This is a genomic window from Rhodoligotrophos defluvii, assembly GCF_005281615.1.
GTDB lineage: Bacteria > Pseudomonadota > Alphaproteobacteria > Rhizobiales > Im1 > Rhodoligotrophos > Rhodoligotrophos defluvii.
Genome location: NZ_SZZM01000005.1, coordinates 63813 through 90032 on the forward strand (window position 1 = coordinate 63813; position 26220 = coordinate 90032).

Below are 26220 nucleotides of genomic sequence, written 5' to 3' on the forward strand. Positions count from 1 at the left end.
ACTCCAATTCTAAGGTGCTTGGGATAACACCTTCAACGGACGAGCGCTTTTATCGGCTCGCTGGCCCCTGAGGTCACAGTCGAACAGCACGTCCCCGCTCGGCAGCGGATGTGCCACCATATGCGGGCGCAGAGCCTCCTCGAGCGTCGCGATGGGCGGCAGATTGAGGCCGCTCACCCCCGAACCGATGATGACGGGGGCGACCAGCAGGTGCAGCCGGTCCACCGCACCGGCGGCAATGAAGCTCGACACGGTCTTGGCGCCACCTTCCACCAAGAGCCGCCGAAAGCCGCGCGCTGCCAGCGCCGCAACGATCTGGTGCGGATCGAACTGGCCCCCATATAGGGGAAGGGGGACGGCCGCCGCACGCGCCGCTTGCGGCTCTTGCCGGCCGCACGCCGTCACGATGAGCACCGGCGCGGCGCCATCGCAGAGGCATCGGGCGCCCGCAGGCACCCGGCCGCGCGGGTCGATGATCACCCGGGTGGGGGTCGGTCCCTTGACGCGACGCACGGTCAGTTGCGGATCATCGGCGATGACGGTGCCGACGCCGACGATGACCGCATCCACCCGGGCGCGGAGACGATGCAGGTGGTCGAGCGCCGCCGAACCGTTGATGTAGCGGGATGCGCCGGTGACAGTGGCGATGCGGCCGTCCATGGATTGCCCGAGCTGGGCGACGACGAAGGGTTTCCCCGGATCGGACTGCTGAATGGGCCGGAACACGGCCTCGTATGACGGCATCGTAAACCTGCTGTTCGCCAATAGCATTTTCCTTCCTGGTTGGAACCCTATAGTAATCGCTTTAATGCATCTCGATGAGAGGAACCTCGTCCTAGAGGCTATGCTGAATGGTGTCGTCCGCGCAAAGAGCTGATGGTCAGTTTATGACCATTTTGGGAGAGACTGAGACGCTTTCCGTGGAGCGTTCGATCGGCGAGCTGCGTGCCGGCCGTCCCGTTCTTCTCTCCCAGGGCGACGCGGTGAGCGTCGTCGCGGCGGTCGAGACCCTGGACGATGCCTATCTGCGCAAACTCGAGAACATCGCATCGGGCCCGCTGCGCCTGGTGATGACGGCGGCGCGCTGGCGCCATCTCGGCCTCGTGGTGGATCGCGCGGCCGCCGTCGTGCTGGATATGCCACCGACCACCAAACGCATCGGCGAGTTGGTCACGGCGCAATCGGCCCAGGTCAGCGAGCCCCTGTCGTCGCCCACCGCCATCGAACTCGCCGCCGTGGACCTGGTGCGGCTGGCCATGCTGCTGCCGGCAGTCGTCAGCGTGCCGGTGAGCTCGGCCACCCGCCAGAAGCTCGCGGCCTTGTGCCGGGTGGATGCGGTGGCGATCGAAACTTACCGCGCCGCGCGCGCAGCCCGAGTGCGCATCGTCACCGAAACGCCCGTGCCGCTCGAGATGGCGCCTCACTCGAAATTCGTGGTGTTCCGCGGCGGCGAAGGCATGCGCGACCAGATCGCGATCGTGATCGGAACGCGGCCGGGCGAGCCCGATCCGAGCAAGCCGGTGCTGGTGCGCCTGCATTCGGCCTGCCTCACCGGCGATCTGTTCGGCAGCCTGAAATGCGATTGCGGCGACCAGCTGCGCGGCGCCATGACCCATATGGCCGAGCATGGCGGGGGCGTGATCCTCTATCTCGACCAGGAGGGCCGCGGCAACGGCATCTCCAACAAGCTGCGCGCCTATCGTCTTCAGGCCGAGGGCCACGACACCTTCGAGGCGGACGAGATTCTCGGCTTCGAGATGGACCAGCGCCGGTTCGAGTTCGCCGCCAGCATGCTGAAGCAGCTCGGCTTCGAGACCATCACGCTGCTGACCAACAACCCGGCCAAGATTGCCGCTCTCCAGCAATCAGGGCTCACCGTGGTCGGCTCCCAGCGGCTCACCGGTCGGCTCAACACCTATAACCGGAGCTATCTGCTGGCCAAGCGCGACCGCGCCGGCCATTTGATCGACAAGACGCTGTTGAGTGCGAGCACGAAATCGGGCAAGTGAGCCCCACGCCGGCGGGTTCGGGCCCATCGCACCATCGGCTCGCCGGCGGGATGATCCAATTCATTCCGAGCGGATCGCGCTTTAGCGAAAGTTGTTGAATCATTTTGGCACCATGGCCGCTCCGCTGCTCATTCTGCAGAACATCCATCTGACCTTCGGGGGCACGCCGCTGCTCACCGGCGCGGATCTGTCCATTGGCCCGGGCGAACGGCTGTGCCTGGTCGGCCGCAACGGCTCCGGCAAATCGACCCTGCTGAAGATCGCGGCGGGTCTGGTGGAGGCAGACCGGGGCGACCGCGTGGTGCAGTCGGGCGTCACCATCCGCTATCTGCCGCAGGAGCCGGATTTCGGTGGCGCGTCTACAACGCTCGCCTATGTGGAAGCGGGGCTGGGCCCGGCCGACGACCTCTATCGGGCGCAATATCTCCTGGAAGCCTTGGGCCTCACTGGAAGGGAGCCGCCGGCAAGCCTGTCGGGTGGCGAGGCGCGCCGTGCCGCCCTGGCGCGGGTGCTGGCGCCTTCCCCCGATATCCTGCTGCTCGATGAGCCCACCAACCACCTCGACCTGCCGGTGATCGAGTGGTTGGAGGGCGAGCTTGGCGCCATGCGCTCGGCGATCGTCATCATCAGCCATGACCGGCGCTTCCTCACCAATCTGTCGGAGGCCACCGTGTGGCTCGACCGGGGCGTGACCCGGCGCATCGATCGGGGCTTTGCCCATTTCGAGGCCTGGCGCGACGAGGTGCTGGAGCAGGAAGAGCGCGACCGCGAGCGGCTCGACAAGAAGATCGCCATGGAGCTGGACTGGGTGCGCTACGGCGTCACCGCCCGGCGCAAGCGCAACATGGGCCGGCTGCGCGGCCTTGAAGCGCTGCGCCGGCAGCGGCGGGAGCAGCGGCGGGTCCAGGGCACCGCCCGTATGGTCGCCGCCGAGGCGGAAGTCTCGGGCAAGCTGGTGATCGAGGCGACTGGCCTCAGTAAGGCTTACGGCGGCGTGCCCATTGTCCGCGACTTCTCGACCCGCATCGCCCGCGGCGATCGCGTCGGCATCGTCGGGCCCAACGGCGCCGGCAAGACCACGCTTCTCTCCCTGCTCACCGGCCTGCTCCCGCCGGATAGCGGCACCTTGCGGCTCGGCACCAATCTGCAGATGGTCACCCTCGACCAGAAGCGCGCCGCGCTCGACCCGAGCTGGACCTTGAGCGAAGCGCTTACCGGCGGCCGCGGCGATACGGTTTTCGTTGGTGGCCAGCCCAAGCACGTCATCAGCTATATGAAAGACTTCCTATTCACCCCGGAACAGGCGGGTACGCCCATCCACGCCCTGTCCGGCGGCGAGCGCGGGCGGCTGATGCTGGCGCGCGCCCTGGCCCAGCCCTCCAATCTGCTGGTGCTGGACGAGCCCACCAATGATCTCGACCTGGAAACCCTCGACCTGCTGGAGGAGCTGCTCAGCGGCTATGACGGCACGGTGCTGCTGGTGAGCCACGACCGCGATTTCCTCGACCGGGTGGTGACCTCGGTGATCACCCCGGAAACACTGGCCGAGGGCAGGCGCGGCCGCTGGCTCGAATATGCCGGCGGCTATTCCGACATGATGGCCCAGCGGGGGGAGGATCTGGGCGGCCGCCCCGCGGCAGCCGAGAAGAGAAAGCCGGCCGCAACGGCGCCGCGCCCGGCAGCGGCGGCGGCCGCTCCACAGCCCAGGCGGCGCCTGTCGCCCAAGGAACAGCACGCCCTCAAGGTGCTGCCGGCCCGCATCGAGGCCCTGCAGCAGGAAGCCGCTGGTCTGCAGGAGAAGCTTGCATCGCCCGATTTCTATGGCAAGGACCCCGGCGGCTTCGCCGAGGCAGCGAGGAAACTCGAGCAGGCACAGGCCGAGCTGGCTGCAGCCGAAGAGGCCTGGCTCGCGCTCGAAATCCTGCGCGAAGAGATCGAGGGCTGAAGCAGCCGGGCGGGCGGCTCTAACCCTCGTTCTTGCGCCGCAGCGTCTGCACGGTCTCCAGCGCCGCGCGCCAGCCGGCCATCGGGTCCGCCGCCATGAGCACATCGAGGCCCGCTTTGGTATAGGTGCCCTCGGCGGCGATCATGTCGGAGAATTCCCGCAGGCTCCGCGTCGGTGTTTCCATCACGTAGTTCACGGTGCCGCGCACGTTGCCGAGCACCAGGAGCCGCGCCTGCTCCTCCGATATGCCATAGGCGCGAAACGCCCTGACCAGCTCCTCGCAGAACCGGTAGGTCCAGCCGGACAGGCAGGCCCCGAGCAGGGCGGTGCCGAACTGCTCCTCCGTGTCGAAACTGACCACCGTGCCGGCCGGAGCGAACAGCTGCTCGACAGCTTCATTCGCCGGATAAATCGGAAAAAGCCCAAGCCCGGTCTCGACGAATGCTGCGGGCATGATGCGGACGATCGCGCCGGCTTCCGGCATCAGCGACTTGAGCCGGGCGAGCGACACCCCGGCCACCCCTGACACCACCGTCTGCGCCGAGTGGAACCGCAGGCCCGCCAAGGCTGTGTCGACGTCCTTGGGCTTGACCGCCACGATCACCATGTCGGCCGCATCGGCCACGGCCTGATTGTCGCCGGCAATCTCGCAACCCCAGTTCGCGCCGAGCTCCGCGGCCATGTCTCGCCCGCGCGGCGACAGCACGATCCGGCCATCCATGCCGCTGCGGCGCAATGCTTTGATCGTATAGGCGGCGAACACGCCAACCCCGATGAACCCCAAGACAGAACTTGTCCCCGCCATGAACCGAGAGCCCCTATATTTCCTCAGCGTGCAATGCTTATAACCGCCCCATGTCCGACCCTGTCGAGAAAAACCTGAAGCACAGGGGCCAACCCCTGTATATCGACGCCATGGGCCGCCGTGGCGAGGGCATTGCGCGCGGCGAGGAAGGCCGCGTGTTTGTCCCGTTCACCCTGCCGGGCGAGACTGTGCTGATCGAGCGTGAAGGCGATCGGGGCTTCCTGGCCGCCCTGGTGGAGCAAAGCGCCGACCGGGTCGACCCGTTTTGCCGCCATTTCGGCCGCTGTGGCGGCTGCGCCCTGCAACACTGGCGCTATGAAGCTTATGCAGCCTGGAAGTGCGCGCTGGTGACGACGGCGTTGCGCCATCAGGGCATCGCTGCCGAGGTCGGGCCGCTGATCGATGCGGGAGGGGAGGGTCGCCGCCGGATAGCGCTGCATGTGCGCTACCATAAGGGGCAGGCGCAAGCCGGCTTCATGGAGCCGCGCAGCCATAGGCTGCTCGACCTCGACGCCTGTCCCATCGTGGTGCCGGCGCTTGCCGGAGCAGCCGAGCTTGCGCGGGCCATCGGACAGGTGTTCCAAGGCGCAACGCGCAGCCTGGACGTGCAGATCACCGCCACGGACGGTGGTCTGGACTGCCATGTCAAAGGTCTGCGTGGGCTCAGCCTCGATCAGCGCATGGATGTTGCCCGGATCGCGGAAGCCTTTGATCTCGCGCGCCTCACCTTCGGGCGAGAGTTGATCGCGGAGCGGCGGCCACCATTGGTGTCCATGGGTGCCGCGCAGGTGAAGCTGCCGCCGGGCGGCTTCCTTCAGGCGACCGCGGCCGGAGAAGCAGCGCTCAGCGCCCTGGTTGAAGAGTTGACGGCTGGGATGCGCCGGGTCGCAGACCTGTTCTGCGGGGTCGGGCCCTTCGCTCTCAGGCTGGCCGCGCGTGCCCGGATCCATGCGGTGGATGCCGATGCCGCGGCCGTCGCCGCGCTCACGGCGGCGGCACGCGCCACCTCCGGCTTGAAGCCGATTTCCGCGGAGATGCGCGACCTGTTCAAGCGGCCGCTGCTGGCCGACGAGCTTGCCCATTTCGACGCGGTGGTGTTCGACCCGCCCCGCGCCGGTGCCGAGGCACAGGCGAGGGCGCTGGCAACCTCTTCCGTTCCCCGGGTCATCGCCGTTTCCTGCGACCCCGCCACCTTCGCGCGCGATGCTGCGGTCCTCGCCGGCGGCGGGTACCGGGTCAGCCGCGTGGTCCCCGTTGATCAGTTCAAGTGGTCGGCCCATGTGGAAACCGTCGCCTGCTTCGATAGAGAACGTTGACGCGAATGTGAACGTCCGAGCTTTGCCCGACCGGTCGTTAAGGTCATTTATCGGCAAGATGCGGCAGAGGAGGCGAGGCCATGATGCACACGCGAATGCCACGGCATTGGGCTTTGACGGCAGCAGCCATTGCGATCGCGGCGCTTGCCCTAGGGCCCGGGCCGAGGACGGCTCACGCTGAACCGGGCGAGGTGGTCGCCCGTATCGGTGATGCCGAGGTGACCATCTATGCCGAGGGGCTCGCACACCCTTGGGGACTGGTGTTTCTCGACGATGAGGGCCGCGCGCTGGTCACCGAGCGGCCTGGCCGCCTGCGCATCGTTTCGCCCGACGGCAGCCTGTCAAAACCGCTGGGAGGCGTGCCGGAGGTCGATGCGCGCGGTCAGGGTGGCCTGCTCGACGTGGCGCTCGACCCGCAGTTCCGCGACAACCGGCTGGTCTACCTCGCTTATGCTGATCGTGGCGAGGATGGCAACGGCACGGCGGTTGCACGCGGCCGGCTGGAGAATGACCGGCTGGTCGATACGCAGGTCATCTTCCGGCAGCTGCCGAAGAAGAGCAGCACCAATCATTTTGGCTCGCGTCTGGTGTTCGCGCCCGACGGCACCCTGTTCATAACGCTCGGCGAGCGATTCTCCTTCCCGGAGGAGGCACAGGACCTCTCCACCCATCTCGGCAAGGTGGTGCGGATCAACTCCGACGGCTCCGTGCCACAGGACAATCCTTTCGTTGGGCGCGAAGGCGCACGGCCGGAGATCTGGTCCTATGGCCACCGCAACCCGCAAGCGGCACAGATCCATCCTCAGCAGGACAAGCTTTGGATCGTGGACCACGGCGCCCGGGGCGGGGACGAAATCAACAAACCGGAGCCGGGCAAGAACTATGGCTGGCCGGTGATCTCCTATGGCCGGCACTATAGCGGAGCGAAGATCGGCGAAGGCACCCACAAGCCCGGCATGGAGCAGCCGCTCTACTACTGGGACCCCTCGATCGCCCCATCCGGCATGCTGTTCTACACCGGCGATGCCTTCCCGCAGTGGCAGGGCAGCTTGTTCGTCGGCGCGCTGAAAACGCGCGAGCTGGTGCGCGTAACCCTCGATGGCGACAAGGTGACCGGCCAGGAGAAGCTGCTCGAAGACCTGCGAAAGCGCATTCGTGATGTGCGCCAAGGTCCGAACGGCGACATCTTCCTGCTGACGGATGAGGATGACGGGTTGATACTCCGCATATCGCCTGCGGACTGAGTCGCGGGCGGTCCGATTTGGCAGGCCCGATTCGACCCCCGTCCCCGCATGACCATCGAGAACGCGCCACTTTGGTTCACCATAGGCCTGATCCTTGGGCTTTTGCTGCTGCATCGCCTCGTGCTGATCATCCTGAAAATCGGACAGAGCCGCATACCCCAGGTCCTCAAGACCGGCAGGCAGTGGCGCGGTTACCGCTGGCTCAAGGATTCAGGCGTGCAACTCGCCGACAGATACCCGCACACCGCTGATTTCATTGCGCGTCGACTGAACCTCACGCGATTTTCCGGGCTGCCGCTCACCCTTGTCGTGATCGCGGCGGTGTACGTCTTGATTTTGGGAGGCGATCTCCTCCAGGCTCTGCTCGATGCCGAGGATCTCGTCGATATCGATCGCCAGGTGAATGAACATCTGTCGGTCCTGCGGGGGCCGCCCGTGCTCGGCATTTTCGTCTTTCTCACCTTCTACGGCACCGTGCCCTTCATGATCGGGGCAACGGTCCTCGTCACCGTCTTGCTCGTCTCGCTCCAGCGCGGGATCTATGTCATTCCCCTCTGGCTTACCATCGGCTGTGCCACCGCCCTGACTTGGGCGGGCAAGTATGCGCTTGCACGCCCGCGGCCCGAGGTCTCGACCACGGTCATCGAAGCCTCGCCGTCTTTTCCCAGCGGCCACGCGACCGCGGCAATGGCGGCCTACGGCTTTCTCGCCTATGTCTGCAGCCGCGAAGGCGCCACATTGCGCGTGCGATTCGAGGTGGTGTTCTGGTCCTCGGTGCTGATCGCCCTCATGGGGTTCAGCCGACTGGTTCTGGGCGTCCACTACCTCTCCGACGTGGCCATGGGCTATTTGGTCGGCCTGTTCTTCCTGCTGATCGGCGTGGGGCTGGCCGAATATCTGCGCAAGCCCGCATCCGGGAAACCGTCGTCGGCGGAATAGCCGTCGCCAGCAATATGCAGAAACTTTTCCTCAAGTCGGACGTTCACTGGCCAGGAACAACTTCGAAAGGACGCATCCATGTTGGGATGGGCTCTGACGTTTCTGATCATCGCGCTGATCGCGGGCGCGCTGGGCTTTGGCGGCGTTGCCGGCACGGCGGCCTCCATTGCGAAAATTCTATTTTTCATCTTCCTGATTGCTCTGGTTGTCTCTCTGGTCATGCATCTGTTCAGACGAGCCTGACCGTGCAACACCCAAGCGCGGCGCGCCTGCCGCGTCCGACCAACCAGACCCCCGGCCGCCGCCGGGGGTTTTTGATGCAGCAGGAGCCATAAACTTTTTTTCGCAATATCCCGCCCGGCCACAGCTGGCATGGCGCCGTTCAGTCGCTACATAGGAAGAATTGGACGACCTGTCGCACTGGACTATGGTCGCGCACCGACCGACCGCCGCAAGCCCATTCTCAGCCGACCTTGATGCGAACATGACCCCAGCCCAAAGCGCGGCATTGCGCAACATCTCCCTTGGCGAGTTCGTCGTGCTGATTGCCGCCATGATGGCCATGACGGCCCTCTCCATCGACATCATGCTGCCGGCGCTGCCCGCGATCGCGGATGCCTACAACGTGCTGAACGAGAACGACCGGCAGATGGTCGTCACCGCCTATGTCATCGGTTTCGGTCTGGCACAGCTCGTTCCCGGCCCGATTTCCGACCGGTTCGGCCGCAAGTCGCCGCTGCTGGTCTTTCTGCTGATCTATGCGGTGGCCTCTGTGCTCATCGTCTTCGCGCCCAGCTTCGAAATGCTGCTGCTCGCCCGCTTCGTGCAAGGGATCGGCAGCGCCGGACCGCGGGTGGTCGCGCTTGCGGTGGTGCGCGACTGCTTTTCCGGCCGCCACATGGCGCGCATCATGTCCTATGTCATCATGGTGTTCATCATCGTGCCGGTGATCGCGCCCAGCATCGGCGGCGCGCTGCTGCTTGCCGGCCACTGGCAGTGGATATTCTGGCTGCTGTTCGGCGCCTCCGTGCTGCTGTTGGCCTGGTCGGGGCTCCGCCTGCCGGAGACCCGGGCCGAGGCCCTGCGCCTGCCGATCTCGGTGGGATCGCTGGTACGCGACTTCAAGACGGTGATCACCAACCGGGTGACCTTGTTCTACACCATCGGCACCAGCGCGATCTTTGGCTGCATGCTCGCATACATCAACAGCGCGCAGCAGATCTATGCCGACATATTCGGGGTGACCGACGCCTTTCCGCTGGTGTTCGGCGCTGTGGCCTGCGTGCTCGCGGTTGCATCCTTTCTCAACGGCCGGCTCGTCGAGCGCTTGGGGATGCGCCTGCTCGGACACGGCGCCGTGCTCGCCTTCATTCTGATCGCGGCCGTCCACCTCGGCATCGCGCTGACCGAAACGGAGGACATCTACCTGTTCTGCATTCTGCTCGGCGCCAATTTCCTGGCCTTCGGCTTCATCATGGCCAATTTCAACGCCATGGCCATGGAGCCGGTGGGCCGGATCGGCGGAACCGCATCCTCCTTCATCGGCTGCGTCCAGACCTGCGGCGCAGGCATCCTCGGCTATTTCGTCGGCCAGGCCTATAACGGCACCGTGGTGCCGTTGCTCGCGAGCTATGTGGCCTTCGGCGTGATCACGCTGATCGCGGCGCTGATCGCGGAACGCGGCCGGCTGTTCGCCGCCCGCTGGGCGCCGCCGAACCAGCCGCTGCCCCATGACGTGGCGGATCGGACAGCCTCGGCGGGCAGCCCCGCGGATTAGAGCGCTTCCGCTCTTCTTCGAATCGCGGATCCGCTCTAAATTCTTGCTGGTCGCATTTTCTTCACGCGAACCGGTGTCCACTTCGCTCGAAAATGCTCCTAACGGACGTAATAGACCTGCCCGGTCTGCCGGCCTTCCACGCTGCGTTGATAGGCGAGGGCGACGCGATGTCCTGGCGCCGCCTCGATGCCGGCGAAGAATTCGCCATACCGCCCAAGCGCCTCTTCCAGCACGGTCGCGTTGACGATGTTGATGCGAAGCCCGCGCGGCAGCTCGATGGCGGCCGCCCGCGTGAACGACTCGAGCGCGCCGTTGACCATCGAGGCGGACGTGCCGCCCAGGATCGGCTCGTCGGTGAGAATGCCCGAGGTGAGGGTGAAGGACCCGCCGCTTGCCACATAGGGAATGCCGAGCACCACCAGGTTGACCTGGCCCATCAGCTTGTCGTTGAGGCCGATGCGATAGTCCGCATCCGACATGTTCTCCAGCGGCGCGAACTTCACGTGGCCCGTGGCGGCCACCACCGCGTCCACCGAGCCGACCTCTTCATAGAGCGCACGGATCGAGGTGGGGCTCGTCATGTCGACCTTGAACGGCGACTGCGATCGGCTCGCCTGCAGCACGTGATGGCGCTGCGAGAGATTGGCGACCACGGCCTTGCCCACCACCCCTGATGCTCCGACCACCAGGATCTTCATGGGGCTGTCTCCGATGTTGACGACTGCCGCAGCCTATTCGATCGGCGGCAGACTATCCAGGATATCGGGCAGGGCGGCGGGATCGGTCGCGCCATTGAGCACTTCCGACTGCCGATGCTGGAGATAGGCGCTGCGCAGAGCGGCATAGAAATCGATGGAGGTGCGCTCCAGCTCCTCGAGATCGTCCCGACCGCGATCATAGCTGATGACCATGGCGGAGCCGGTATAGGCCCAGCCTTCGGTGGTGGTCTCATCGAAGCCGCCGAACAGCCAGAACAGCGGATCCGTCACCACGTCAACGGCCCAGCCCACGCCATCGCGGAACGTTGTCGGCCCGAGGATCGGCAGCACCAGATAGGGACCGTTCTTCACGCCCCACACGCCGAGTGTCTGCCCGAAATCCTCCGAATGGCGCGGGATGCCGTTGGCGCTGGCCACGTCGAGCAGGCCGCCTACGCCGACGGTGCTGTTGATGATGAAGCGCAGGAGCGTCCGTCCGGCGCGCGCCGGCTGGCCCTGCAGCACATCGTTGACGAAGATGACGGGGCTGCGCGAATTGGCATAGGCATTCCAGAGCGCGGTGCGCACCGGCACGGGGAGCACGGTGCGATAGACCGTATTCACCGGACGGAACACCACCTTCTCCACGGCCATATTGACCTGGAGCGCTGCACGGTTCACGTTCTCGAACGGGTCTGGGGCTTGGGTAACGTCACCGCTGGTGACGATGGGGCGTGTTGAAGCACAGCCGCTCACGGCCACGGCGGCGAGCAGAAGGGAAAACAACGAAAGGACGCGCGGCAAGCGCCTGGCACTCACAGACAGCCCACTGAGACAAAAATTCATATAGGATGAACCCCGTATGCAGCGCGTCGAACCGTAGCCGATGTCTTGGCATATTCCAAGCCAAACCGTTGCTGCTGCTTATCCCTGACCGCACTCTAGCCCATAGCAGGTGCCAAGCGAAACAGGACAACGGCCTCCGCCATCGCTGTACGGAGTTTCGTGTCATAAAAAGCACAAATTGTGACTCAATTGCCAAACGGACAGGACAATTCAACCATGCTGCGCAACGCCCCGCCGGTTCCGCCCACCCGGATCGACTTCTCGGATGAGGACGCCGCTTGGATCGCTGAACGAATCACCGAGGTGCTCAAGACCGGCCGGCTGACGCTGGGGCCGTATACCGAGGCCTTCGAGGCGGCCTTCGCAAAGTATTGCGGGGCGCGCCACGCCATTGCCGTGAGCAGCGGCACCAGCTCGCTCGAGATCATCCTGCGCGGCCTCGATATTGCCGGCAAGTCCGTTCTGGTGCCGGCCGACACTTTCTTCGCCACTGCCGCGGCGGTGATCGCTGCGGGCGGCAAGCCGATCCTGATGGATAGCGACATCAGCACCATGTCGACCGCACCGGAAGAGATCGAGCGCCGCATCACCCCTGACACCGTTGGCATCGTCATCGTGCACATCGCCGGGATCGTCACCGACCGCATGCCGGAGATCGTCCGCTTGGCAGACGCGCGAGGCTTGTGGATCATGGAGGATGCCGCCCACGCCCACGGCTCGACCTTGGCCGGACGGCACGCCGGCACCTTCGGCCGCGCCGGCTCGTTCAGCTTCTATCCCACCAAGGTGATGACCAGCGCCGAGGGCGGCATGATCGTCACCGATGACGATGAGCTGGCCGCCGCCGCGCGCATCTTCCGTGACCAGGGCAAGGCGAGCTTCCACCAGAACCTGCATGTGAAGATGGGCAACAACTGGCGCCTCTCGGAGCCGCACGCCATCATCGGTCTCAGGCATTTCTCCCATCTCGACGGGATGATCACCGATCGCCGCCGCATTGCCGAGTTCTACGACCAGGAGCTGGGCAACGGCCGGTCCGCCTTCACGCCGATCGCGCCACCTGCCGATTGCTTCGCCAATTACTACAAGTATCCGGTGATGCTGCCCGAGGGGGTTGATCGCGCCGCCGTCAAGGCCTGGCTGAAGGAGGAACACGGCGTGATCTGCGCCGGTGAGGTTTATGAAGCGCCCCTGCACAAGCATCCCGTCTTCCACAAGCTCGACACCGGCGACCTCGGTCAGTCGGAGCATCTCTGCAGCCGCCATATCTGTCTGCCGATCTTCGCCAGCATGACGGACGGGGAAGCCGAGCGGGTGATCGCGGCCGTGAAGGCGGCCGAGCGTGGAAAGGCGGCCGCAAGCCTTGCGTCAGCATGAGCCGGCGGCGGGCAGTCCGCGCCAGCTGTACCATGCGCCTATGGCAAGGCCGGCCGCCGACCAGATGAGCTCGCGCCCGCGCCGGATGAGCGCAAGGGCAAGCCCCACATCGGCCGAGCCGGTGAGCGCCGCCGTGACATAGACAGTCGCGGCCTCGAGCGAGCCGATATGGGCGGGCACGAAGAAGGTGGCCGAGCGCATCAGCACCACGGCGGCCTCGATGACCCAGCAGTCCCAGAAGTCGAGCGGATGGCCAACCAGCCGCAGCACGACCCAGACCTCGACCGCGCCCAGCAGCCAGTTGAGGAAGAAGCCCGCAAGAGCGCCGGCAAAGCGCTCGGGGCTCTGCCGCATGAACGCAAAGATGCGCTGCTCCACCTCCTGGGCCATGGCAAGAACGCCGGCCAGCAGCCGCCCGCGCGGCGAGCGCTGGAGCCGGGCGGCGAGATGCATCAGCCAGCGCTGGTGCACCGCCACCAGCGCCAGCGCCATGAACAGGGCGAGCCCCACCGCGGCAATAGCCATGGCGCGCTCGACGGCCGGACTGAACAGGCCCATGGCCAGCACCAGCGCGAGCCCGATCAGCACGAACGGCGCTTGCGCCAGGGCGAACATGGTCTGCACGATCAACAGAGAGGCGGTCGACTCGCCATAGGGAACGCGGTAGTAGCGGTTGAGCAGCAGCGCCTTGAACGGCTCGCCGCCCAGCGCCCCGAACGGCATCACCACGCTCAAGGCCTCACCCACCATGTTGACAGCCCAGAGCCGGCGGACCCACGTCAGCGAAAGCGGCCGCGGGAAGGTCAACGCCCAAGCGATGATCTCGAAAAGGAAGCCAACGGCGAATACCGCCAGGACGGCGGCGGCGCCCTCCCAGCCGATGCGCCATGCAATGGCAAGCGCCGCCTCGATGTCGGTCTTATAGAGCAGCCAGCCCAGCAGCGCGACGCCGGCCGCGAGCGCCAGGGCAGTGAACAGCCTCATGGTCTTGGCCCGTCCGCGCTCATGTCGACCTGGCAGACGCCGCCTTGTCCGGCATCCGCGCGATCCGGCCGTGCCGGTCGAGCGAGAAGCGGTGGCCGCGCCAGACGAAGGTGCGCTTGGTGAGGGCCGCAGCCCAAGAGACCAACCCGAGGCAGTCGCGCAGCGGCAGCAGCCAGAGAGCCCTCAGCACCTCCCGGTCCCCCAATAGGCCAGCGATGGCGCCACAGCTGGCCATGCGCAGCGCAACGGTTGCGAGCAGAACCGCCCAGCCGGTGGTGCTGAAGCCGGTGGCGCAGGCAAAGAGCAGCGCGAAGGGCACTGCCCGGGTGAGCACGGTGAGCGCAAAGCCGACCGGGTTGGCGGCCTTGGTGTTCTGGTCCCAGTAGACGAAATGCCGCCACCACCCCGAGAAATCGGGATAATCGGGAATGATGTCGACACTCATCGGGATGAGCGCCATGCGCTTGCCCGTCTCGATCAGGCGGCGGCCCATCTCCTGATCCTCGACCAGATATTCGGCGAGCGAGGCGAGGCCGCCGATCGCCTCGATATCGCTGCGCCGGGCGGCGACGGTTGCGCCCAGGCAGAAGATCGCGGAATTGGTCCAATGAGTGAAAATGAGGCTCGGCACGAAATCGGCATTCATGCTGAGCAGCTCGAGCTTCTCAGGAAAGGTGCGGGCGTCGGCGGTGCGATAGAGCGTGCAGGAATAGCCGACCGCGGGATCGGCCAGGGGGGCCACGATGGTGCGGAGATAGTCGGGCGAGACGCGCACATCCGCATCGCTGATCACCAGGATGTCGTGGCGGGCGGCCTCCATGCCATTGGCGATGTTCTGGATCTTGCCGTTGAAGGTCGGCTCGCATTCCCGGATCACCAGGGCCACCCGATCTGGATAGGCCGCCGCGACGCGCCGAAGAATCGGCAAGGCGGGGTCGGACATCCGCTGGACGCAGAGCACCAGCTGATAGGAGGGATAGTCCTGCCGGCAGAAGCTCGCGAGGTTTTCTTCCAGCTCCCGGTCGAGTCCATAGACCGGCTTGAGGATCGACACGGGCGGCGTGAAATCGGCCTTTGCCGGGCGCCATGTCGCGAGCAGCCTGGCGGTTGCGATGACACACAGCAGCGAGAACACCGATCCCCCGACCACGGGAAGCAGCAGAATGGCATGGAGATTTTCGATCACGGCCGCCGGACTCCTCGCTCGACAGTACTCTAACCTTCGGTTGTATGTCTCGCCCGTCTGGCGTATCTCCCCAATGGGCCCGCTTTATGATCGGCGCGGCCTTGCGACAGCCACACGCGGGCGTGATGGCCGGGTTGCGGAAACGAGCGGGTCGCTGCGTTGCCCGGTCATGGTTGGGGGCCTATATCATTCCGGCGCGGCGGCATGGGCTTTGTTCCGTGGCCGCCGCCCAGGGCAACAGGCCAGCCGCTGAATACCAGGGCGCTGGCTGCCAGCCAAGGGGGAGAGGGGAAGCATGTCTCAGCTATGGAGTTCTTTTGTGTATAGCAAACACCTTTCCCGCGTCGCCACGGCGGTGGCGCTTGCCATTGCCATTCCGATTGCCGGCGCCTCGATCAACACTCTGGCGCCAGTTCCGGCTCAGGCTGCCAGCGCGGCCGAATCGCTCGTGGAAAACTTCCACGCCGGCCTGCTGGCGGCCATGAAGCAGGCGTCGAGCCTGGGCTATGCCGGGCGCTACAAGAAGCTCGAGCCGCTGGTGAAGCGCACCTTCGGCATGGAAACCATGGTGCAGATCATCGTCGGGCCCGAGTGGAGCAAGCTGAGCGCAGCCGAACGCCAAGCGCTGGTGGCGGCGTTCAGCGACTGGGTCGTCGCCAATTACGCCAGCCGCTTCAACGGCTGGGAGGGCGAGAGCTTCGTCACCACCGGCGTGACCGATGGCGGCCGCAACACGGTGGTGGTGCAGACCGAGATCCGGCCGCAGAACGTAAAGCTCGGCTACCGCGTGCTGAACGGCAAGGTGGTCGACGTCTATCTCAGCGGCTCGGTCAGCCAGCTTGCCCAGTGGCGCTCGGAATTTGCTTCTGTGTTGAAGCAGCAGGGCGCCCAGGGGTTGGCCGCCAAGCTCAAGACCAGCGAGCGACAGCTGGCCAACTGACGGACCGCAACTATCGGCGCGGGATGACAGACCTGAGAAGGGTCATCCCGCTCCAAGCCGAACCGGTCACGCGCCTGCCGCAGGCGCGGCCGGCACCTCTTCCGGGTGCTCCGGCGGCCGTCCCAGCATGGGCGGCAGGAAGATGAAGGTCGAGATCAGCAGCAGGCCCAGCGCGAGGCTGAGCAGCAGGCCCAGCTGCGATGTTCCGGGATGGCTCGACAGGGCGAGACTCCCGAACGACGCCAGGGTCGTCAGGGCGCTGAACAGCACGGCCCGGGCGACCGGCGCCGCGATCAGATTGCCTTCGCCACGTCGCCAGGCATGGACGAGGTAAATCGGAAAGGTAACGCCGAGGCCAAGCAGAAGCGGCAGGCCGATAATGTTGGCGAAGTTCAATTCCATGCCGATGAGGCCGCTCAGGCCCAGTGTCCAGAGCGTGGCCAGGAACAGGGGGGTGAGCGTTCTCGCGACATCACCGATATTGCGCAAGGTGAGCCAGAGCAGGATGGTGATCGAGATCGCCGCAAGGATCGCCGCGGTGATGAACGCGTTGATCACGAGGCTGCTCGATTCATAGATGGTGATGGGCATGCCGGTCGCCTGGGGATCGACCGAGCGCACCGCCTCCACGAAGCGCACGAGTTCGTCCGGCTGTCGCGGATTTCCGCTGGGAAACACCTGTAGCCGGTACTGGCCATTATTGGCGATCCAGCTGCTGCGGAGATCTTCGGGCAGCTTGTCGACGGTCACCTGTTCCGGCTGCAGCATTTCTCCCAGCATCTGCTGCGCCTGGCCAAAGCCCTCGGTCATCTCTGCCGAGATGGCCTGGAGGCGGTCGGGGTTCTCGACCGCGCTGAGCCTGTTGAGCGCCGCTTGCAGCCGCTGGGCGTCCGACCTGATCGGCTCCTCCGTCTGGCCGGATTCGAGATAGGTGCGGATCTGCGCCAAAGTGCTGTCGATCGCACCTCGGATGTCCTCAGCCGAAGGAGGCGCCGTCTGCTGAGGCGGCTGCATGGCCGGCCCCATCATCATGCCGACGTTCTGCAGCATCTCCTGCTTGCGCTCCTGCTCCTCGGGAACGAAGGAGAATATGCTCATCACGTTCCGCACCTCGGGCAGCGCCTCCAGGCGCTCCACCATTGGGCGGACCTGGTCGGGGCCCGAAACGAGCACGTTCAGGGTATAGGGCGTGGCCAGCGGGTCCTCCGCCAGCTCCATGAGCGTCGACATGCTCTCCGACTCCGGATCTTTCAGATCCAGGGGATCGAAATCGAAGCGGAGCATGAACAGTCCCGCCAGGGTCGCCAGGGAGAGGAGCGCGAACACCGCCAGGACGGGCTTTCGCCTGTTCACCAGCCAAGTGCCGAGAGGGCGTAGTTTTTCAAAGCCGACCGGCCTCGCCTCCGGACCGGGCTGAAGAACCGACAGCAGGGCCGGCAGCAGGGTCATGGTGAGCAGGAAGGCGATGAGAATGCCGCCGCCGGCGATGACGCCAAGCTCCGCGACGCCCCGATAGGATGTGGGCAGAAACGAGAAGAACCCGGCTGCTGTCGCCACCGCGGCCAGCAGCAAGGGCCGGGCAAGCAGCCGGGTCGTGGACACCATCGACTCCTGGAAGTCGTCAACCCGGTAGCGCTCCTCCCTGAGCCGCATGCAGAACTGAATGCCGAAGTCGATCGCGATGCCCACGAACATCACCGTGAAGCCGATCGAAATCAGATTGAGAACGCCCACAGAGGCAGCCGCCCAGCCCATCGTGGCAAGCAGGCCCATGCCCAAGGTGAAGAGCGACGCGACGATGAGCTTCCACGAGCCCAGCGCGAGTGCGAGGATTACTGTCACCAGCACGACGGACAGGGTGATGGCCGTCCATGAGCCGCTCTCGACGGTGGCGAATTCCTCGTCCGAGAGCGGAACCGAACCCGTCAGCCGCACCCTGTAGCCATTCTCCGGGGTCAGCCCCAGCTCGCGCGCAGTGGTTCGGATGAGGTCCGATGCCGGCTTGCCGGGCATGAGCTGGTGAGGGTCGAGTTTGGGATGGACCAGAACGAATGCGCGCGGCTTGACGTCCGGGCCGAGCGAGCTGCCGAGCAGCGCACCCCAGTCCAGGGTCGCCGGCTCTCCGGCAAGCCCGCTCTCGATGCCGGTGGCCACCTGGTTGAGAAAGGCGTGGGACTGTCCCACCCCCTGTTCGCCCATGCTGGCGCCCTGGAAGATCAGCGACACAACGTCCAGCAGCCCAACCAGTGACGGGTTGGCGCTCAGGGTGCCAAGGATCGGCTGCGCCTTTGTCAACTGGTCGATGAAGCCGGCCAACTGTTCAGGCGTGAGATACAGCAGTCCGTTACGACGGAAGAACGGACCGCCACCGGGCTGCTGGATCGACAGGATCCACTGGTCGTGCGGCTCCAGCCTGGCGACCAGCTGGTTGGCCGCCTGGTCCGCCTTGGCCTTGCTGGGCCCATCGATCACGACCAGGATCTGGTCGGCCTCGCTCGGAAAGAGCTCGTTGAACCTGTCTTCCGCCTGGAGGAAGGGCGCATCCCGCGAGAACAGGTCGTTGGTATCAACGTTGATACCAAGCGTGTTATAGGCATAAACGGCCAGCGTGCAGCAGATGACCACTGCTGCGACGATGACCGACCAGGGATGATCCATGCTCGTCCGCACCACGCGAACGAGCCATGAGGACCCAACGGGAGAGAGTTGTCCTGCCAAACAGCCTACCGGATCTCAGTAACCGTCGTCGGCGGACCAGTCCTGCTGCCAGCGTGGATCGCAGGCTGCGCCGGCGCGGATAAAACGCACGTCGGTGGAGATCCGCATCAGATCCGACGCCGAGTCAAGCGATGCATGCACAATTACCGGGGAGTGCGCGATTAAGTCGCCTGCGCGGTAGTTCGTCACCAGCCACCGCTTGCCCGTCACGTCCGACATCCACTTGAGGTCGTGCGTGATCGGCCGCGGGTCGTTGGGGCGGTCCGTAGGCACCGTCTCCTTCTTGATCGCCGCCATGGAATCGTCCTGGTGCGAACCTTCGAGATAGACCAGGCCGCCGGCTTCCACCGGGCAGTCGCCCAGCGGGATCCACAAGGTGACGAAATCATCCTTGCTGCTGTCGATATAGGTGCGGTCGATATGGGCGCGCGATGCCGCCTTCTGCCCCTTGATGAAGTGGCGCAACGGCGTGCGCCTCACGCGCACCACCGGCCCGCCCAAGAGATCCTCGGCCAGCTTGCGGAACGCCGGCAGGTCGACGAAATCGAGAAATGTCTTGCTGCGGACGAAATCATGGGCGGGGTGGCCGGGAAAGCCGTGCTTCGGCAGGCCCTCCGGCGTCAGCCCGGAAAACTCGCCGCGGCGGAAATCGCCGTTCTTGACGAAGCTTGCGCCGAACATGCGCAAGTAAGCCTCGCGAAGATCGAGGACAGCCTCGCGATCGACGATATCGCGCATGAGCAAATAGCCATTTTGCACAAACTGACGCTTTGCCAAATCCTCGGCCGCGGAACGTGCGGACACTTCCGCGAGATAGCCGACATATCGCTCGCTCGCCGGGAGAGATATGCCGTTGGATGACAGCGATGCGTGTAACATGAGCCTTCAATAAATTTGAGATAAACGACCAGCAGCCCTCGAGGCGAGCGAAAGGATAGCTCTTCTACGGAGCCTCATCGCGGATATCCAAAAATCCCCCGACCCGCAGACCGCGCCGTGCGAGCGCCTCGCCGATCCGGGGGCTGAGCAAGGCGGCCAGCTCCGCCTCGTTGTCATAGCCCGGCATCGACTCGGCGATGGCCGCTGTGCGGCGCGTTGCTGGATGACAGTGGATCTCTGACACCCCGGTCGGCAGTCTGTCAAGGAGACCGAGAAGCCTCCCCTCGTTCAAACGGCCACTATCTTTGATCCCCAGTAACCATTCATTGTGACTGATGCCATTCCGCAACAACTGCCGGCGCATCAAACCCAGGAACGGCGTCATAATCAGCCATCTCAGCGCGCTGGTCGTGCGTGTCATCAATGGTGAATTCTCTATGGTGACCGACCAGGGCTCGCGCGGCAGGCGCAGTCCAATCTTCGGCTCGGCCTTGAGCTGACGGATCAGCTCTCCGAAAACCGTGGGGTGGACTTGCATGTGGTTGTGGCCGTTCACGTGGTCCAAGCGGAGACCGGTGGCCTTGAACGCCGCGATCTGGGCTGCTATTTCCCGCCGAAGCTGCCGGCGTGCCTGCGGATGAAAGAACCAGATGACCCCCGCCTTGGCGAGGTTGTCGTGGAAACGGCCGCGCCCGTCGACCAGGGCGGGTATGCTATCTGGAGGGGAGGCCGGTTTCCCCTGCACCAGGACCAGGTGGAGGCCGACCCGCAAACCGGGCAGACGACGCGCGCGGGCGATCGCATCCGCTGCGGCCGGGCCGGTGACCATCAGGCTTGCGGCGCCAAGCACGCCTTCCCGATGGCCCCGTTCCACGGCCTCGTTGATTTCTTCGCTGAATCCGAAATCATCGGCGGTGAAGATGAGCGGGCGCATTGGCCTCAGCTACTGGAACTGGTAGGTCGAAGCAAGGGCACAGCCTGGACCAAAGCACGGAGGAACATGGCATGGCGCGGATCGCCTTGGTGACCGGCGCGAGCGGATTTGTGGGCTCGGCGGTGGCGCGCAAGCTCGTCGAGCGCGGCTGGACCGTGCGGCTGCTGGCCCGACCGGAATCGGACCGCCGCAACCTTCAGGAGATCGATGCGGAGATCGTGCACGGGAACCTGCGCGATCCTTCGAGCTATGCCCAGGCTCTGCGGGGGGTTGAGGATGTTTTCCACGTCGCGGCCGACTACCGGCTCTGGGTGCCCGACCCCGAGGTCATGTACAAGACGAACGTGGATGGCTCATTGGCCCTGGTCCGGGCCGCGACCGCGGCGGGCGCCGCCCGCATCGTCTATACCAGCAGCGTCGCCGTGCTGGGCCTCAAGGGCGACGGCACCCTGTCGGACGAAAACGCGCCGGTGACGCTCGAGGATATGATCGGCCACTACAAGCGCTCGAAATTCCTGGCTGAGGAGGCCGTGCGCAAGGCGGCGGCCGAGGAAGACCTGCCGGTGGTGATCGTCAATCCCTCGACCCCGATCGGCCCGCGCGACGTGAAGCCCACGCCCACCGGCCGCATCGTGGTCCAGGCGGCGCGCGGCAAGATCCCGGCCTTCGTGGATACGGGGCTCAACGTGGTGCATGTGGACGATGTGGCCGAGGGGCATCTTCTGGCCCATGCTAAAGGGCGTCTGGGCGAGCGCTACATCCTGGGCGGCGAGAACATGGGCCTGGAGAAGATCCTGCTCACCATCGCCGCGCTGCAGGGCACGCGGCGGCGCGTGGTCAAGCTGCCGAACGGGGCCGTCGTGCCCATTGCCTATGGCTGCGAGCTCGCCGCGCGGGTGTTCAAGGGCTGGGAGCCGTTCATCACGATGGACGGGGTAAAGATGGCTCGCAAGAAGATGTTCTTCAGCCATGAGAAGGCCGCCCGAGAGCTGGGCTATCAGGCTCGCCCGGCCCAGGAGGCCATTGCCGATGCGCTGGAATGGTTCCAGCGCGCCGGGATGGTCTAGGCGCCGGCTTCAGCCTCGACCGCGATCGCGTGGAAAAAGGTGCCGGAGACGTGGCCGCGGCGGTGGCCGCCCAGGCCCAGCGGCCGCCCTTCGCCATCGGCAAGCTCGGCCAGCGGCTCGTCCGTGCCGGCGCTGAGCACGCTGGCATAATGGAACTCATGGCCACGCAGGGATGCGCCTTGCGGCCCCAGAGGCGATGGCTTGAGCAGCCGGGCGCTGCGATAGCCCAGATGCAGCTTGCGCTTGGCGTAGCTGGTGGAGTGGCCGAGCAGGCCGACCATCGGGTGGGCTGTCCCGTCCGCATCCACCAATACTTCGCCCAGCACCATGTAGCCGCCGCATTCCCCGTGCACCGGCCGGGTTTCGGCAAAGCGCCGCAGGCCAGCCTTGAACCGCTCGGCGGTGGCGAGCCTGCCCGCGTGCAGCTCGGGATAGCCGCCCGGCAGCCAGCAGGCGTCGCAATCATCCGGCGGTGGCTCGTTGGCGAGCGGCGAGAACGGCACCAGCTCGGCGCCTGCTGCGCGCCAGCCCTCCACCACATGGGCATAGAGGAAGCTGAAGGCCGTATCCCGCGCCAGCGCAACGCGCTGACCGGGGGGCGGCAGCGGTATGATGCTGGAAGCAGGCACCGCCTGCGGCCTGGTCACCGCCGATGCTGCGGCGAGGATGCCATCGAGGTCGAAATGCTTCTCGGCCACCCCGGCAAGCGTGTCGAGATAGCCGGAGACGTCCCCGTGCTCCTCGATCTGCACCAGGCCCAAATGTCGCTCCGGCACCGTCAGGGCCGCATCACGGGGGAGGGCGCCGAGCAAGGGCAGCCCCACATCCTCGATGGCGCTCCTGATCATGCGGAGATGGCGCTCGCTGCCCACCCGGTTGGCGATGATACCGCCGACGCGGACGTCCGGCTGATGGGCGGCAAAGCCGCGGGCGATGGCGGCGGCGGAATGCGCCTGGCCGGTCACGTCGAGCACGAGCAGCACCGGCAGTCCATAGCGGGCGGCGATATCGGCCGGGGCGCCGCGGCGCCCCACCGGCCCTTCGATGCGGTCGAACAGGCCCATGGCCGCCTCGACCACCAGGAGGTCGCCCTCCCGCGCCGCCCAATAGGCGAGCTGGTCGAGCAAGGGCTCAGGCATGGCCCAGCTGTCCAGGTTGCAGGTGGGCTGCCCGGTGGCGGCGCTATGAAAGGCCGGGTCGATATAATCGGGGCCGGTTTTGGCAGAGCGCACCACGAGGCCGCGCCGCCTGAAGGCCGCAATCAGCGCGAGCGTGATCGTGGTCTTGCCCGAGCCGGAACGGGGCGCTGCCACCATCAGCCCGCGCGCCAGGGACTTGGCCGCCATCAAACCGCCTCGCGCGCCGCCTGCAGCGCGAGCAGCCGCAGCTCTTCGCGCAGGCGCACGATCTCGCCGATCACCACCAGGGCCGGCGGCCCGAAGGCTTGCCGTTCGAGATCCTTTGCCACCCGGTCGAGCGTCGAGACCATGATGCGCTCATCCGGCAGGGTGGCGTTTTCGATGACCGCTGCCGGCGTGTCCGCATCCATGCCGCCGGCGACGAGCGCCGCCGCGATGTCCGGCAGGGTGCGCACCGCCATGTAGAGCACCAGCGGCAGCTTCAGCCGGCCGAGCGCTGCCCAGTCGAGCCGAGTGTGGTCATCGGCGCTGTGGCCGGTGGCCAGGATCACCGCCTGGTTGACCCCGCGCATGGTGGCCGGGATCGAGGCCATGGCAAGGCCACCGAGACCCGAGGTGATGCCGGGAAACACCCGGAACGGCACGCCCGCTTCCGCCAGTACCAGCGCTTCCTCGCCGCCGCGCCCGAACACGAACGGGTCTCCGCCCTTGAGCCGCAGCACGCGCCGGTTCTGCCGGGCCAGCGTGATCAGCATCTCGCCGATCTCGTCCTGGGCGATGGAAGGCTTGCCGCCGCGCTTGCCAGCAAAGATGATCTCGGCCTCTGGGTGGGCGAAATCCAGCACCCGCGGGTCCACCAGCGCGTCATGCACGATGACGTCCGCCTGGCGCAGAGCCGAGACCACGTAAAGCGTGAGATGGCCGGGGTCGCCCGGCCCGGCGCCGCACAGCCACACGGTTCCCGGCGGGAAAGCCGGCAGGCTTGCTGGCGAGATATCGAGGCTCCGGCCGATCATCCCTGGTGGCTCCGGTTGCGGAAACGGCGCTGATAGGCGGCGTCATAGAGCGCGCTGTCGCGAAAGTCATCACAATCGAGCACTCGGCCCACCAGGATCAGCGCCGTGCGCTCGGGCTTCTGCCCGCCGATCACGTCGAGGATGGTGCCGAGCGTGCCGCGAAAAATCTGCTCGTCGGGCCAGCTCGCCCGATAGACGACCGCCACCGGACAGTCCGTCCCATAATGCGGGATCAGGTCCTCCACCAGCGCATCGAGCAGATGGATGGAGAGATGGAGGGCCAGGGTCGCGCCGGTCGCGGCGAAGCTTGCGAGCCGCTCTCGCGCCGGCATGGCCGAGGCGCGGCCCGGTGTGCGTGTCAACACCAGGGACTGCGCCACCTCCGGCAGGGTCAGCTCCACCTTCAGCGCAGCCGCGGCCGCTGCAAAGGCCGGCACGCCGGGGGTGACCGTGTAGGGAATGGCCAACGCGTCGAGCCGGCGGATCTGCTCGCCCATGGCACTCCACACCGAGAGGTCGCCGGAATGGAGCCGCGCCACGTCCTCGCCGGCAATATGGGCGCGCACCATCTCGTCCATGATCTCGTCGAGGCTCATCGGCGCCGTATCGACGATGCGGGCGCCGGGCGGGCAATGCTTGAGGATCTCGCGATGCACGAGCGAGCCCGCATAGAGGCACACCGGCGAGGCGGCGATCAGATCGCGCGCCCTTAACGTGATGAGGTCGGGGGCTCCCGGGCCCGCGCCGATGAAATGGACGGTCATATGCCTTCGCTCGCGCTTGGTGAGGCGACCTCCGCCGATCGGGCCAGGGCGCAGGTCGCCGCACCGCCGGCTATACGCGGCAGAATGAGCTCGGCGCCAGGGCCTGCAGCGCTCAAAGCGACCGCTTCGGCGATGGAAGCGAAGCCAGTCTCTGCAAGGGCGCGTGCTGAGCGCGTCGGGCACAGCGGCTGCACCGAGGCCAGCGCCGCATCGTCGATCAGCAGGAGCGGCAGGGCTAACGCCTTGGCGGCAGCGGCAAGCCCAGGCGCGTCGCGGCGGAAGGCCGGCGCGGCGAGGGCATCGATGCGGCCTTCTGCGCAAGCCAGCCGTGCCTGTTCGATCAGCACGAGAAGGTCGGCCGGGGGGCAATCGGGCTTAAGGCCAAGGCCGGCAATGATCATGGCTTCACCACCCGCCACTGGGTCACGGTCATGGCCGGGCGGAAGCCGTGCAGGCTGCCGATACGGTCCAGCCGCGCGACTGAGAACCGCGTAAGGTCGCCGCCGAGCCGGCGAAAGGCCTCGATGAGGATCGCCTCGGTCTCCAGCGTCACCCCATTGGCCACCAGCCGGCCGCCCGGCTTGAGCCTTGCCCAGGCCTGATCCAGCACCCCGTCCTGCATGCCGCCGCCGATGAACACCGCATCGGGCTCAGGCAGGTCAGCGAGCGCTTGCGGCGCACGCCCGCGCACGATGCGCACCTGGCTGCTCACCCCCAGCGCCGCCGCATTGCCGGCCGCATTGCCTGCGCGCGTCGCGTCCTCCTCCATGGCAATGGCGCGATTGGCTGGGTGGGCCAGGCACCATTCGATGGAGATCGAGCCCGAGCCGCAGCCGATGTCCCAGAGCAGCGCGCCGACGCGTGGCGCCAGGCTGGACAAGGTCACCGCGCGGATCTCGCGCTTGGTGAGCTGCCCGTCGTGCACGAACAGCGCATCGGCAAGCCCTGGCCCGAGCGGGATGATCGTCGCGCCCGGACCGGCGGCAACCTCGATGCCCAGCAGGTTCAGCCGAGCCACGCCGCTGAGATCGAAGCCGGCGGCCTCTGCCCGCCGCACCCGCTCGTTGGCCCCGCCCAGCCGCTCCAGCACATGGATGGCGCTCGGCCCGAAGCCGCGGCCCGAAAGATACTGCGCCACTGCGGCGGGCGTGTGCTCATCCGCCGACAGGGCCAGGATGCGGCGGCCGGGATGGAGGAGCGGCGCGAGGCTCTCGATCGGCCTGCCGCACAGGGAGATGATGTGAGCCTCTTCATATGGCCAGCTCAGGCGCGCAGCCGCCAGCGACATCGAGGATACCGCGGGGATGACAAGCATTTCCCCGGCCGGGATCGCTCGCGTCAGCAGATTGCCGATGCCATAGAAGAACGGATCACCCGAGGCCACGACCGCAACGGGCTGCCCGCGTGCCGCGAGAATCATCGGCAGCGTGTCGCCGATCGGAGAGCGCCAGCTAAGCCTCTCGCCGCGCCCCAAGCCTTCCACCATGGCAAGGTGCCTGGCCCCACCCACCACCAGCGTGGCGCCCTCGATCAGCGCTTGCGCCGCGCTCGACAGGCCCGCCCGCCCGTCCTCGCCGATGCCGATGACGCTGAGCCAGGCGGTCATCGCCTCGAACTCGCCAGGAAAGGGCTTGGCA

The 26220-nt window shown here is 66.2% G+C and carries 24 protein-coding genes; 10 read left to right on the forward strand and 14 right to left on the reverse strand.

What is annotated here, in order from left to right; genetic code table 11:
• Window positions 1-9: 9 nt before the first annotated feature.
• On the reverse strand, window positions 10-744 hold the full coding sequence (locus tag E4P09_RS19375; RefSeq protein WP_205042199.1) for a RibD family protein: 735 nt from the start codon (window positions 742-744) through the stop codon (window positions 10-12).
• Between the two features lie 143 nt (window positions 745-887).
• Between E4P09_RS19375 and ribA the strand changes: the two genes are divergently transcribed.
• Complete coding sequence (gene ribA / locus E4P09_RS19380) at window positions 888-2009, forward strand: GTP cyclohydrolase II RibA (RefSeq protein ID WP_239025276.1); 1122 nt, start codon at window positions 888-890, stop codon at window positions 2007-2009.
• 112 nt (window positions 2010-2121) lie between these two features.
• Window positions 2122-3954 (forward strand): ABC-F family ATP-binding cassette domain-containing protein, encoded by a 1833-nt coding sequence (locus tag E4P09_RS19385; protein WP_137391598.1) that lies wholly within the window; start codon window positions 2122-2124, stop codon window positions 3952-3954.
• Window positions 3955-3973: 19 nt separating this feature from the next.
• Here the strand turns inward: E4P09_RS19385 and E4P09_RS19390 are convergent, their stop codons facing one another.
• The gene (locus E4P09_RS19390) at window positions 3974-4759 is read right to left on the reverse strand and encodes a pyrroline-5-carboxylate reductase family protein (RefSeq protein WP_137391292.1); all 786 of its coding nucleotides are present in this window, start codon (window positions 4757-4759) and stop codon (window positions 3974-3976) included.
• A 50-nt stretch (window positions 4760-4809) separates the two neighbouring features.
• On the opposite strand from E4P09_RS19390, the gene E4P09_RS19395 reads away from it, so the two are divergent.
• The 5 genes from E4P09_RS19395 to E4P09_RS19415 all read left to right on the forward strand — a co-directional run bounded on the left by E4P09_RS19395 (window position 4810) and on the right by E4P09_RS19415 (window position 10035).
• Complete coding sequence (locus E4P09_RS19395) at window positions 4810-6075, forward strand: class I SAM-dependent RNA methyltransferase (RefSeq protein WP_137391293.1); 1266 nt, start codon at window positions 4810-4812, stop codon at window positions 6073-6075.
• Window positions 6076-6158: 83 nt separating this feature from the next.
• Complete coding sequence (locus E4P09_RS19400; RefSeq protein ID WP_428977733.1) at window positions 6159-7319, forward strand: PQQ-dependent sugar dehydrogenase; 1161 nt, start codon at window positions 6159-6161, stop codon at window positions 7317-7319.
• A gap of 48 nt (window positions 7320-7367) precedes the next feature.
• The gene (locus E4P09_RS19405; protein ID WP_137391294.1) at window positions 7368-8258 is read left to right on the forward strand and encodes a phosphatase PAP2 family protein; all 891 of its coding nucleotides are present in this window, start codon (window positions 7368-7370) and stop codon (window positions 8256-8258) included.
• Window positions 8259-8336: 78 nt separating this feature from the next.
• On the forward strand, window positions 8337-8501 hold the full coding sequence (locus tag E4P09_RS19410) for a DUF1328 domain-containing protein (RefSeq protein ID WP_137391295.1): 165 nt from the start codon (window positions 8337-8339) through the stop codon (window positions 8499-8501).
• A 241-nt stretch (window positions 8502-8742) separates the two neighbouring features.
• Window positions 8743-10035 (forward strand): multidrug effflux MFS transporter, encoded by a 1293-nt coding sequence (locus tag E4P09_RS19415; protein ID WP_137391296.1) that lies wholly within the window; start codon window positions 8743-8745, stop codon window positions 10033-10035.
• 98 nt (window positions 10036-10133) lie between these two features.
• On the opposite strand, the gene E4P09_RS19420 is transcribed toward E4P09_RS19415, so the two are convergent.
• Complete coding sequence (locus tag E4P09_RS19420) at window positions 10134-10733, reverse strand: short chain dehydrogenase (protein WP_137391297.1); 600 nt, start codon at window positions 10731-10733, stop codon at window positions 10134-10136.
• Window positions 10734-10766: 33 nt separating this feature from the next.
• On the reverse strand, window positions 10767-11537 hold the full coding sequence (locus tag E4P09_RS19425) for an MlaA family lipoprotein (protein WP_170984513.1): 771 nt from the start codon (window positions 11535-11537) through the stop codon (window positions 10767-10769).
• Between the two features lie 258 nt (window positions 11538-11795).
• On the opposite strand from E4P09_RS19425, the gene E4P09_RS19430 reads away from it, so the two are divergent.
• The gene (locus tag E4P09_RS19430; protein ID WP_137391299.1) at window positions 11796-12956 is read left to right on the forward strand and encodes a DegT/DnrJ/EryC1/StrS family aminotransferase; all 1161 of its coding nucleotides are present in this window, start codon (window positions 11796-11798) and stop codon (window positions 12954-12956) included.
• On the opposite strand, the gene E4P09_RS19435 is transcribed toward E4P09_RS19430, so the two are convergent.
• Together E4P09_RS19435 and hpnI are read right to left on the reverse strand one after the other, a co-directional pair.
• On the reverse strand, window positions 12948-13940 hold the full coding sequence (locus tag E4P09_RS19435; protein WP_137391300.1) for a lysylphosphatidylglycerol synthase domain-containing protein: 993 nt from the start codon (window positions 13938-13940) through the stop codon (window positions 12948-12950). The genes E4P09_RS19430 and E4P09_RS19435 overlap by 9 nt on opposite strands.
• 19 nt (window positions 13941-13959) lie before the next feature.
• On the reverse strand, window positions 13960-15126 hold the full coding sequence (gene hpnI / locus E4P09_RS19440; RefSeq protein WP_170984514.1) for a bacteriohopanetetrol glucosamine biosynthesis glycosyltransferase HpnI: 1167 nt from the start codon (window positions 15124-15126) through the stop codon (window positions 13960-13962).
• A 319-nt stretch (window positions 15127-15445) separates the two neighbouring features.
• Between hpnI and E4P09_RS19445 the strand changes: the two genes are divergently transcribed.
• Window positions 15446-16066: an ABC transporter substrate-binding protein gene (locus tag E4P09_RS19445; protein ID WP_170984515.1), complete on the forward strand. Its 621-nt coding sequence runs from the start codon at window positions 15446-15448 to the stop codon at window positions 16064-16066.
• A gap of 66 nt (window positions 16067-16132) precedes the next feature.
• On the opposite strand, the gene E4P09_RS19450 is transcribed toward E4P09_RS19445, so the two are convergent.
• The 3 genes from E4P09_RS19450 to hpnK all read right to left on the reverse strand — a co-directional run bounded on the left by E4P09_RS19450 (window position 16133) and on the right by hpnK (window position 20597).
• On the reverse strand, window positions 16133-18739 hold the full coding sequence (locus tag E4P09_RS19450; protein WP_338049013.1) for an MMPL family transporter: 2607 nt from the start codon (window positions 18737-18739) through the stop codon (window positions 16133-16135).
• 60 nt (window positions 18740-18799) lie between these two features.
• On the reverse strand, window positions 18800-19663 hold the full coding sequence (locus E4P09_RS19455; RefSeq protein WP_137391304.1) for a phytanoyl-CoA dioxygenase family protein: 864 nt from the start codon (window positions 19661-19663) through the stop codon (window positions 18800-18802).
• A gap of 64 nt (window positions 19664-19727) precedes the next feature.
• Window positions 19728-20597, reverse strand: coding sequence for a hopanoid biosynthesis-associated protein HpnK (gene hpnK / locus E4P09_RS19460; RefSeq protein WP_137391305.1), 870 nt, complete (start codon window positions 20595-20597; stop codon window positions 19728-19730).
• Window positions 20598-20668: 71 nt separating this feature from the next.
• Here hpnK and hpnA point away from each other — a divergent pair, with 71 nt between their 5' ends.
• Window positions 20669-21664, forward strand: coding sequence for a hopanoid-associated sugar epimerase (hpnA, locus tag E4P09_RS19465; protein WP_137391306.1), 996 nt, complete (start codon window positions 20669-20671; stop codon window positions 21662-21664).
• Here the strand turns inward: hpnA and E4P09_RS19470 are convergent.
• Genes E4P09_RS19470 through cbiE form a run of 5 tightly spaced genes read right to left on the reverse strand, consistent with a single transcriptional unit; the run spans window position 21661 to window position 26189 of the window.
• A complete protein-coding gene (locus E4P09_RS19470) occupies window positions 21661-23010 on the reverse strand; it encodes a cobyrinic acid a,c-diamide synthase CobB (protein WP_137391307.1) in 1350 nt (449 codons plus the stop codon). The two genes, hpnA and E4P09_RS19470, sit on opposite strands and share 4 nt — an antisense overlap.
• Window positions 23010-23819 (reverse strand): uroporphyrinogen-III C-methyltransferase, encoded by an 810-nt coding sequence (gene cobA, locus E4P09_RS19475; protein ID WP_137391308.1) that lies wholly within the window; start codon window positions 23817-23819, stop codon window positions 23010-23012. Before cobA ends, E4P09_RS19470 begins: the two co-directional genes overlap by 1 nt.
• The gene (gene cobM / locus E4P09_RS19480; RefSeq protein ID WP_137391309.1) at window positions 23816-24583 is read right to left on the reverse strand and encodes a precorrin-4 C(11)-methyltransferase; all 768 of its coding nucleotides are present in this window, start codon (window positions 24581-24583) and stop codon (window positions 23816-23818) included. The genes cobA and cobM overlap by 4 nt, the downstream gene beginning before the upstream one ends.
• On the reverse strand, window positions 24580-24984 hold the full coding sequence (locus tag E4P09_RS19485; protein WP_137391310.1) for a cobalamin biosynthesis protein: 405 nt from the start codon (window positions 24982-24984) through the stop codon (window positions 24580-24582). The genes cobM and E4P09_RS19485 overlap by 4 nt, the downstream gene beginning before the upstream one ends.
• Complete coding sequence (gene cbiE / locus E4P09_RS19490) at window positions 24981-26189, reverse strand: precorrin-6y C5,15-methyltransferase (decarboxylating) subunit CbiE (protein WP_137391311.1); 1209 nt, start codon at window positions 26187-26189, stop codon at window positions 24981-24983. The genes E4P09_RS19485 and cbiE overlap by 4 nt, the downstream gene beginning before the upstream one ends.
• Window positions 26190-26220 lie beyond the last annotated feature (31 nt).

What these genes read in the sequence shown, in the direction of transcription:
- E4P09_RS19375 (WP_205042199.1), bottom strand. Translation starts at nt 744, where the DNA reads ATGCCGTCATACGAGGCCGTGTTCCGGCCCATTCAGCAGTCCGATCCG.
- ribA (WP_239025276.1), top strand. Translation starts at nt 888, where the DNA reads ATGACCATTTTGGGAGAGACTGAGACGCTTTCCGTGGAGCGTTCGATC.
- E4P09_RS19385 (WP_137391598.1), top strand. Translation starts at nt 2,122, where the DNA reads ATGGCCGCTCCGCTGCTCATTCTGCAGAACATCCATCTGACCTTCGGG.
- E4P09_RS19390 (WP_137391292.1), bottom strand. Translation starts at nt 4,759, where the DNA reads ATGGCGGGGACAAGTTCTGTCTTGGGGTTCATCGGGGTTGGCGTGTTC.
- E4P09_RS19395 (WP_137391293.1), top strand. Translation starts at nt 4,810, where the DNA reads ATGTCCGACCCTGTCGAGAAAAACCTGAAGCACAGGGGCCAACCCCTG.
- E4P09_RS19400 (WP_428977733.1), top strand. Translation starts at nt 6,159, where the DNA reads ATGCACACGCGAATGCCACGGCATTGGGCTTTGACGGCAGCAGCCATT.
- E4P09_RS19405 (WP_137391294.1), top strand. Translation starts at nt 7,368, where the DNA reads ATGACCATCGAGAACGCGCCACTTTGGTTCACCATAGGCCTGATCCTT.
- E4P09_RS19410 (WP_137391295.1), top strand. Translation starts at nt 8,337, where the DNA reads ATGTTGGGATGGGCTCTGACGTTTCTGATCATCGCGCTGATCGCGGGC.
- E4P09_RS19415 (WP_137391296.1), top strand. Translation starts at nt 8,743, where the DNA reads ATGACCCCAGCCCAAAGCGCGGCATTGCGCAACATCTCCCTTGGCGAG.
- E4P09_RS19420 (WP_137391297.1), bottom strand. Translation starts at nt 10,733, where the DNA reads ATGAAGATCCTGGTGGTCGGAGCATCAGGGGTGGTGGGCAAGGCCGTG.
- E4P09_RS19430 (WP_137391299.1), top strand. Translation starts at nt 11,796, where the DNA reads ATGCTGCGCAACGCCCCGCCGGTTCCGCCCACCCGGATCGACTTCTCG.
- E4P09_RS19435 (WP_137391300.1), bottom strand. Translation starts at nt 13,940, where the DNA reads ATGAGGCTGTTCACTGCCCTGGCGCTCGCGGCCGGCGTCGCGCTGCTG.
- E4P09_RS19455 (WP_137391304.1), bottom strand. Translation starts at nt 19,663, where the DNA reads ATGTTACACGCATCGCTGTCATCCAACGGCATATCTCTCCCGGCGAGC.
- hpnK (WP_137391305.1), bottom strand. Translation starts at nt 20,597, where the DNA reads ATGCGCCCGCTCATCTTCACCGCCGATGATTTCGGATTCAGCGAAGAA.
- hpnA (WP_137391306.1), top strand. Translation starts at nt 20,669, where the DNA reads ATGGCGCGGATCGCCTTGGTGACCGGCGCGAGCGGATTTGTGGGCTCG.
- E4P09_RS19470 (WP_137391307.1), bottom strand. Translation starts at nt 23,010, where the DNA reads ATGGCGGCCAAGTCCCTGGCGCGCGGGCTGATGGTGGCAGCGCCCCGT.
- cobA (WP_137391308.1), bottom strand. Translation starts at nt 23,819, where the DNA reads ATGATCGGCCGGAGCCTCGATATCTCGCCAGCAAGCCTGCCGGCTTTC.
- cobM (WP_137391309.1), bottom strand. Translation starts at nt 24,583, where the DNA reads ATGACCGTCCATTTCATCGGCGCGGGCCCGGGAGCCCCCGACCTCATC.
- E4P09_RS19485 (WP_137391310.1), bottom strand. Translation starts at nt 24,984, where the DNA reads ATGATCATTGCCGGCCTTGGCCTTAAGCCCGATTGCCCCCCGGCCGAC.
- cbiE (WP_137391311.1), bottom strand. Translation starts at nt 26,189, where the DNA reads ATGACCGCCTGGCTCAGCGTCATCGGCATCGGCGAGGACGGGCGGGCG.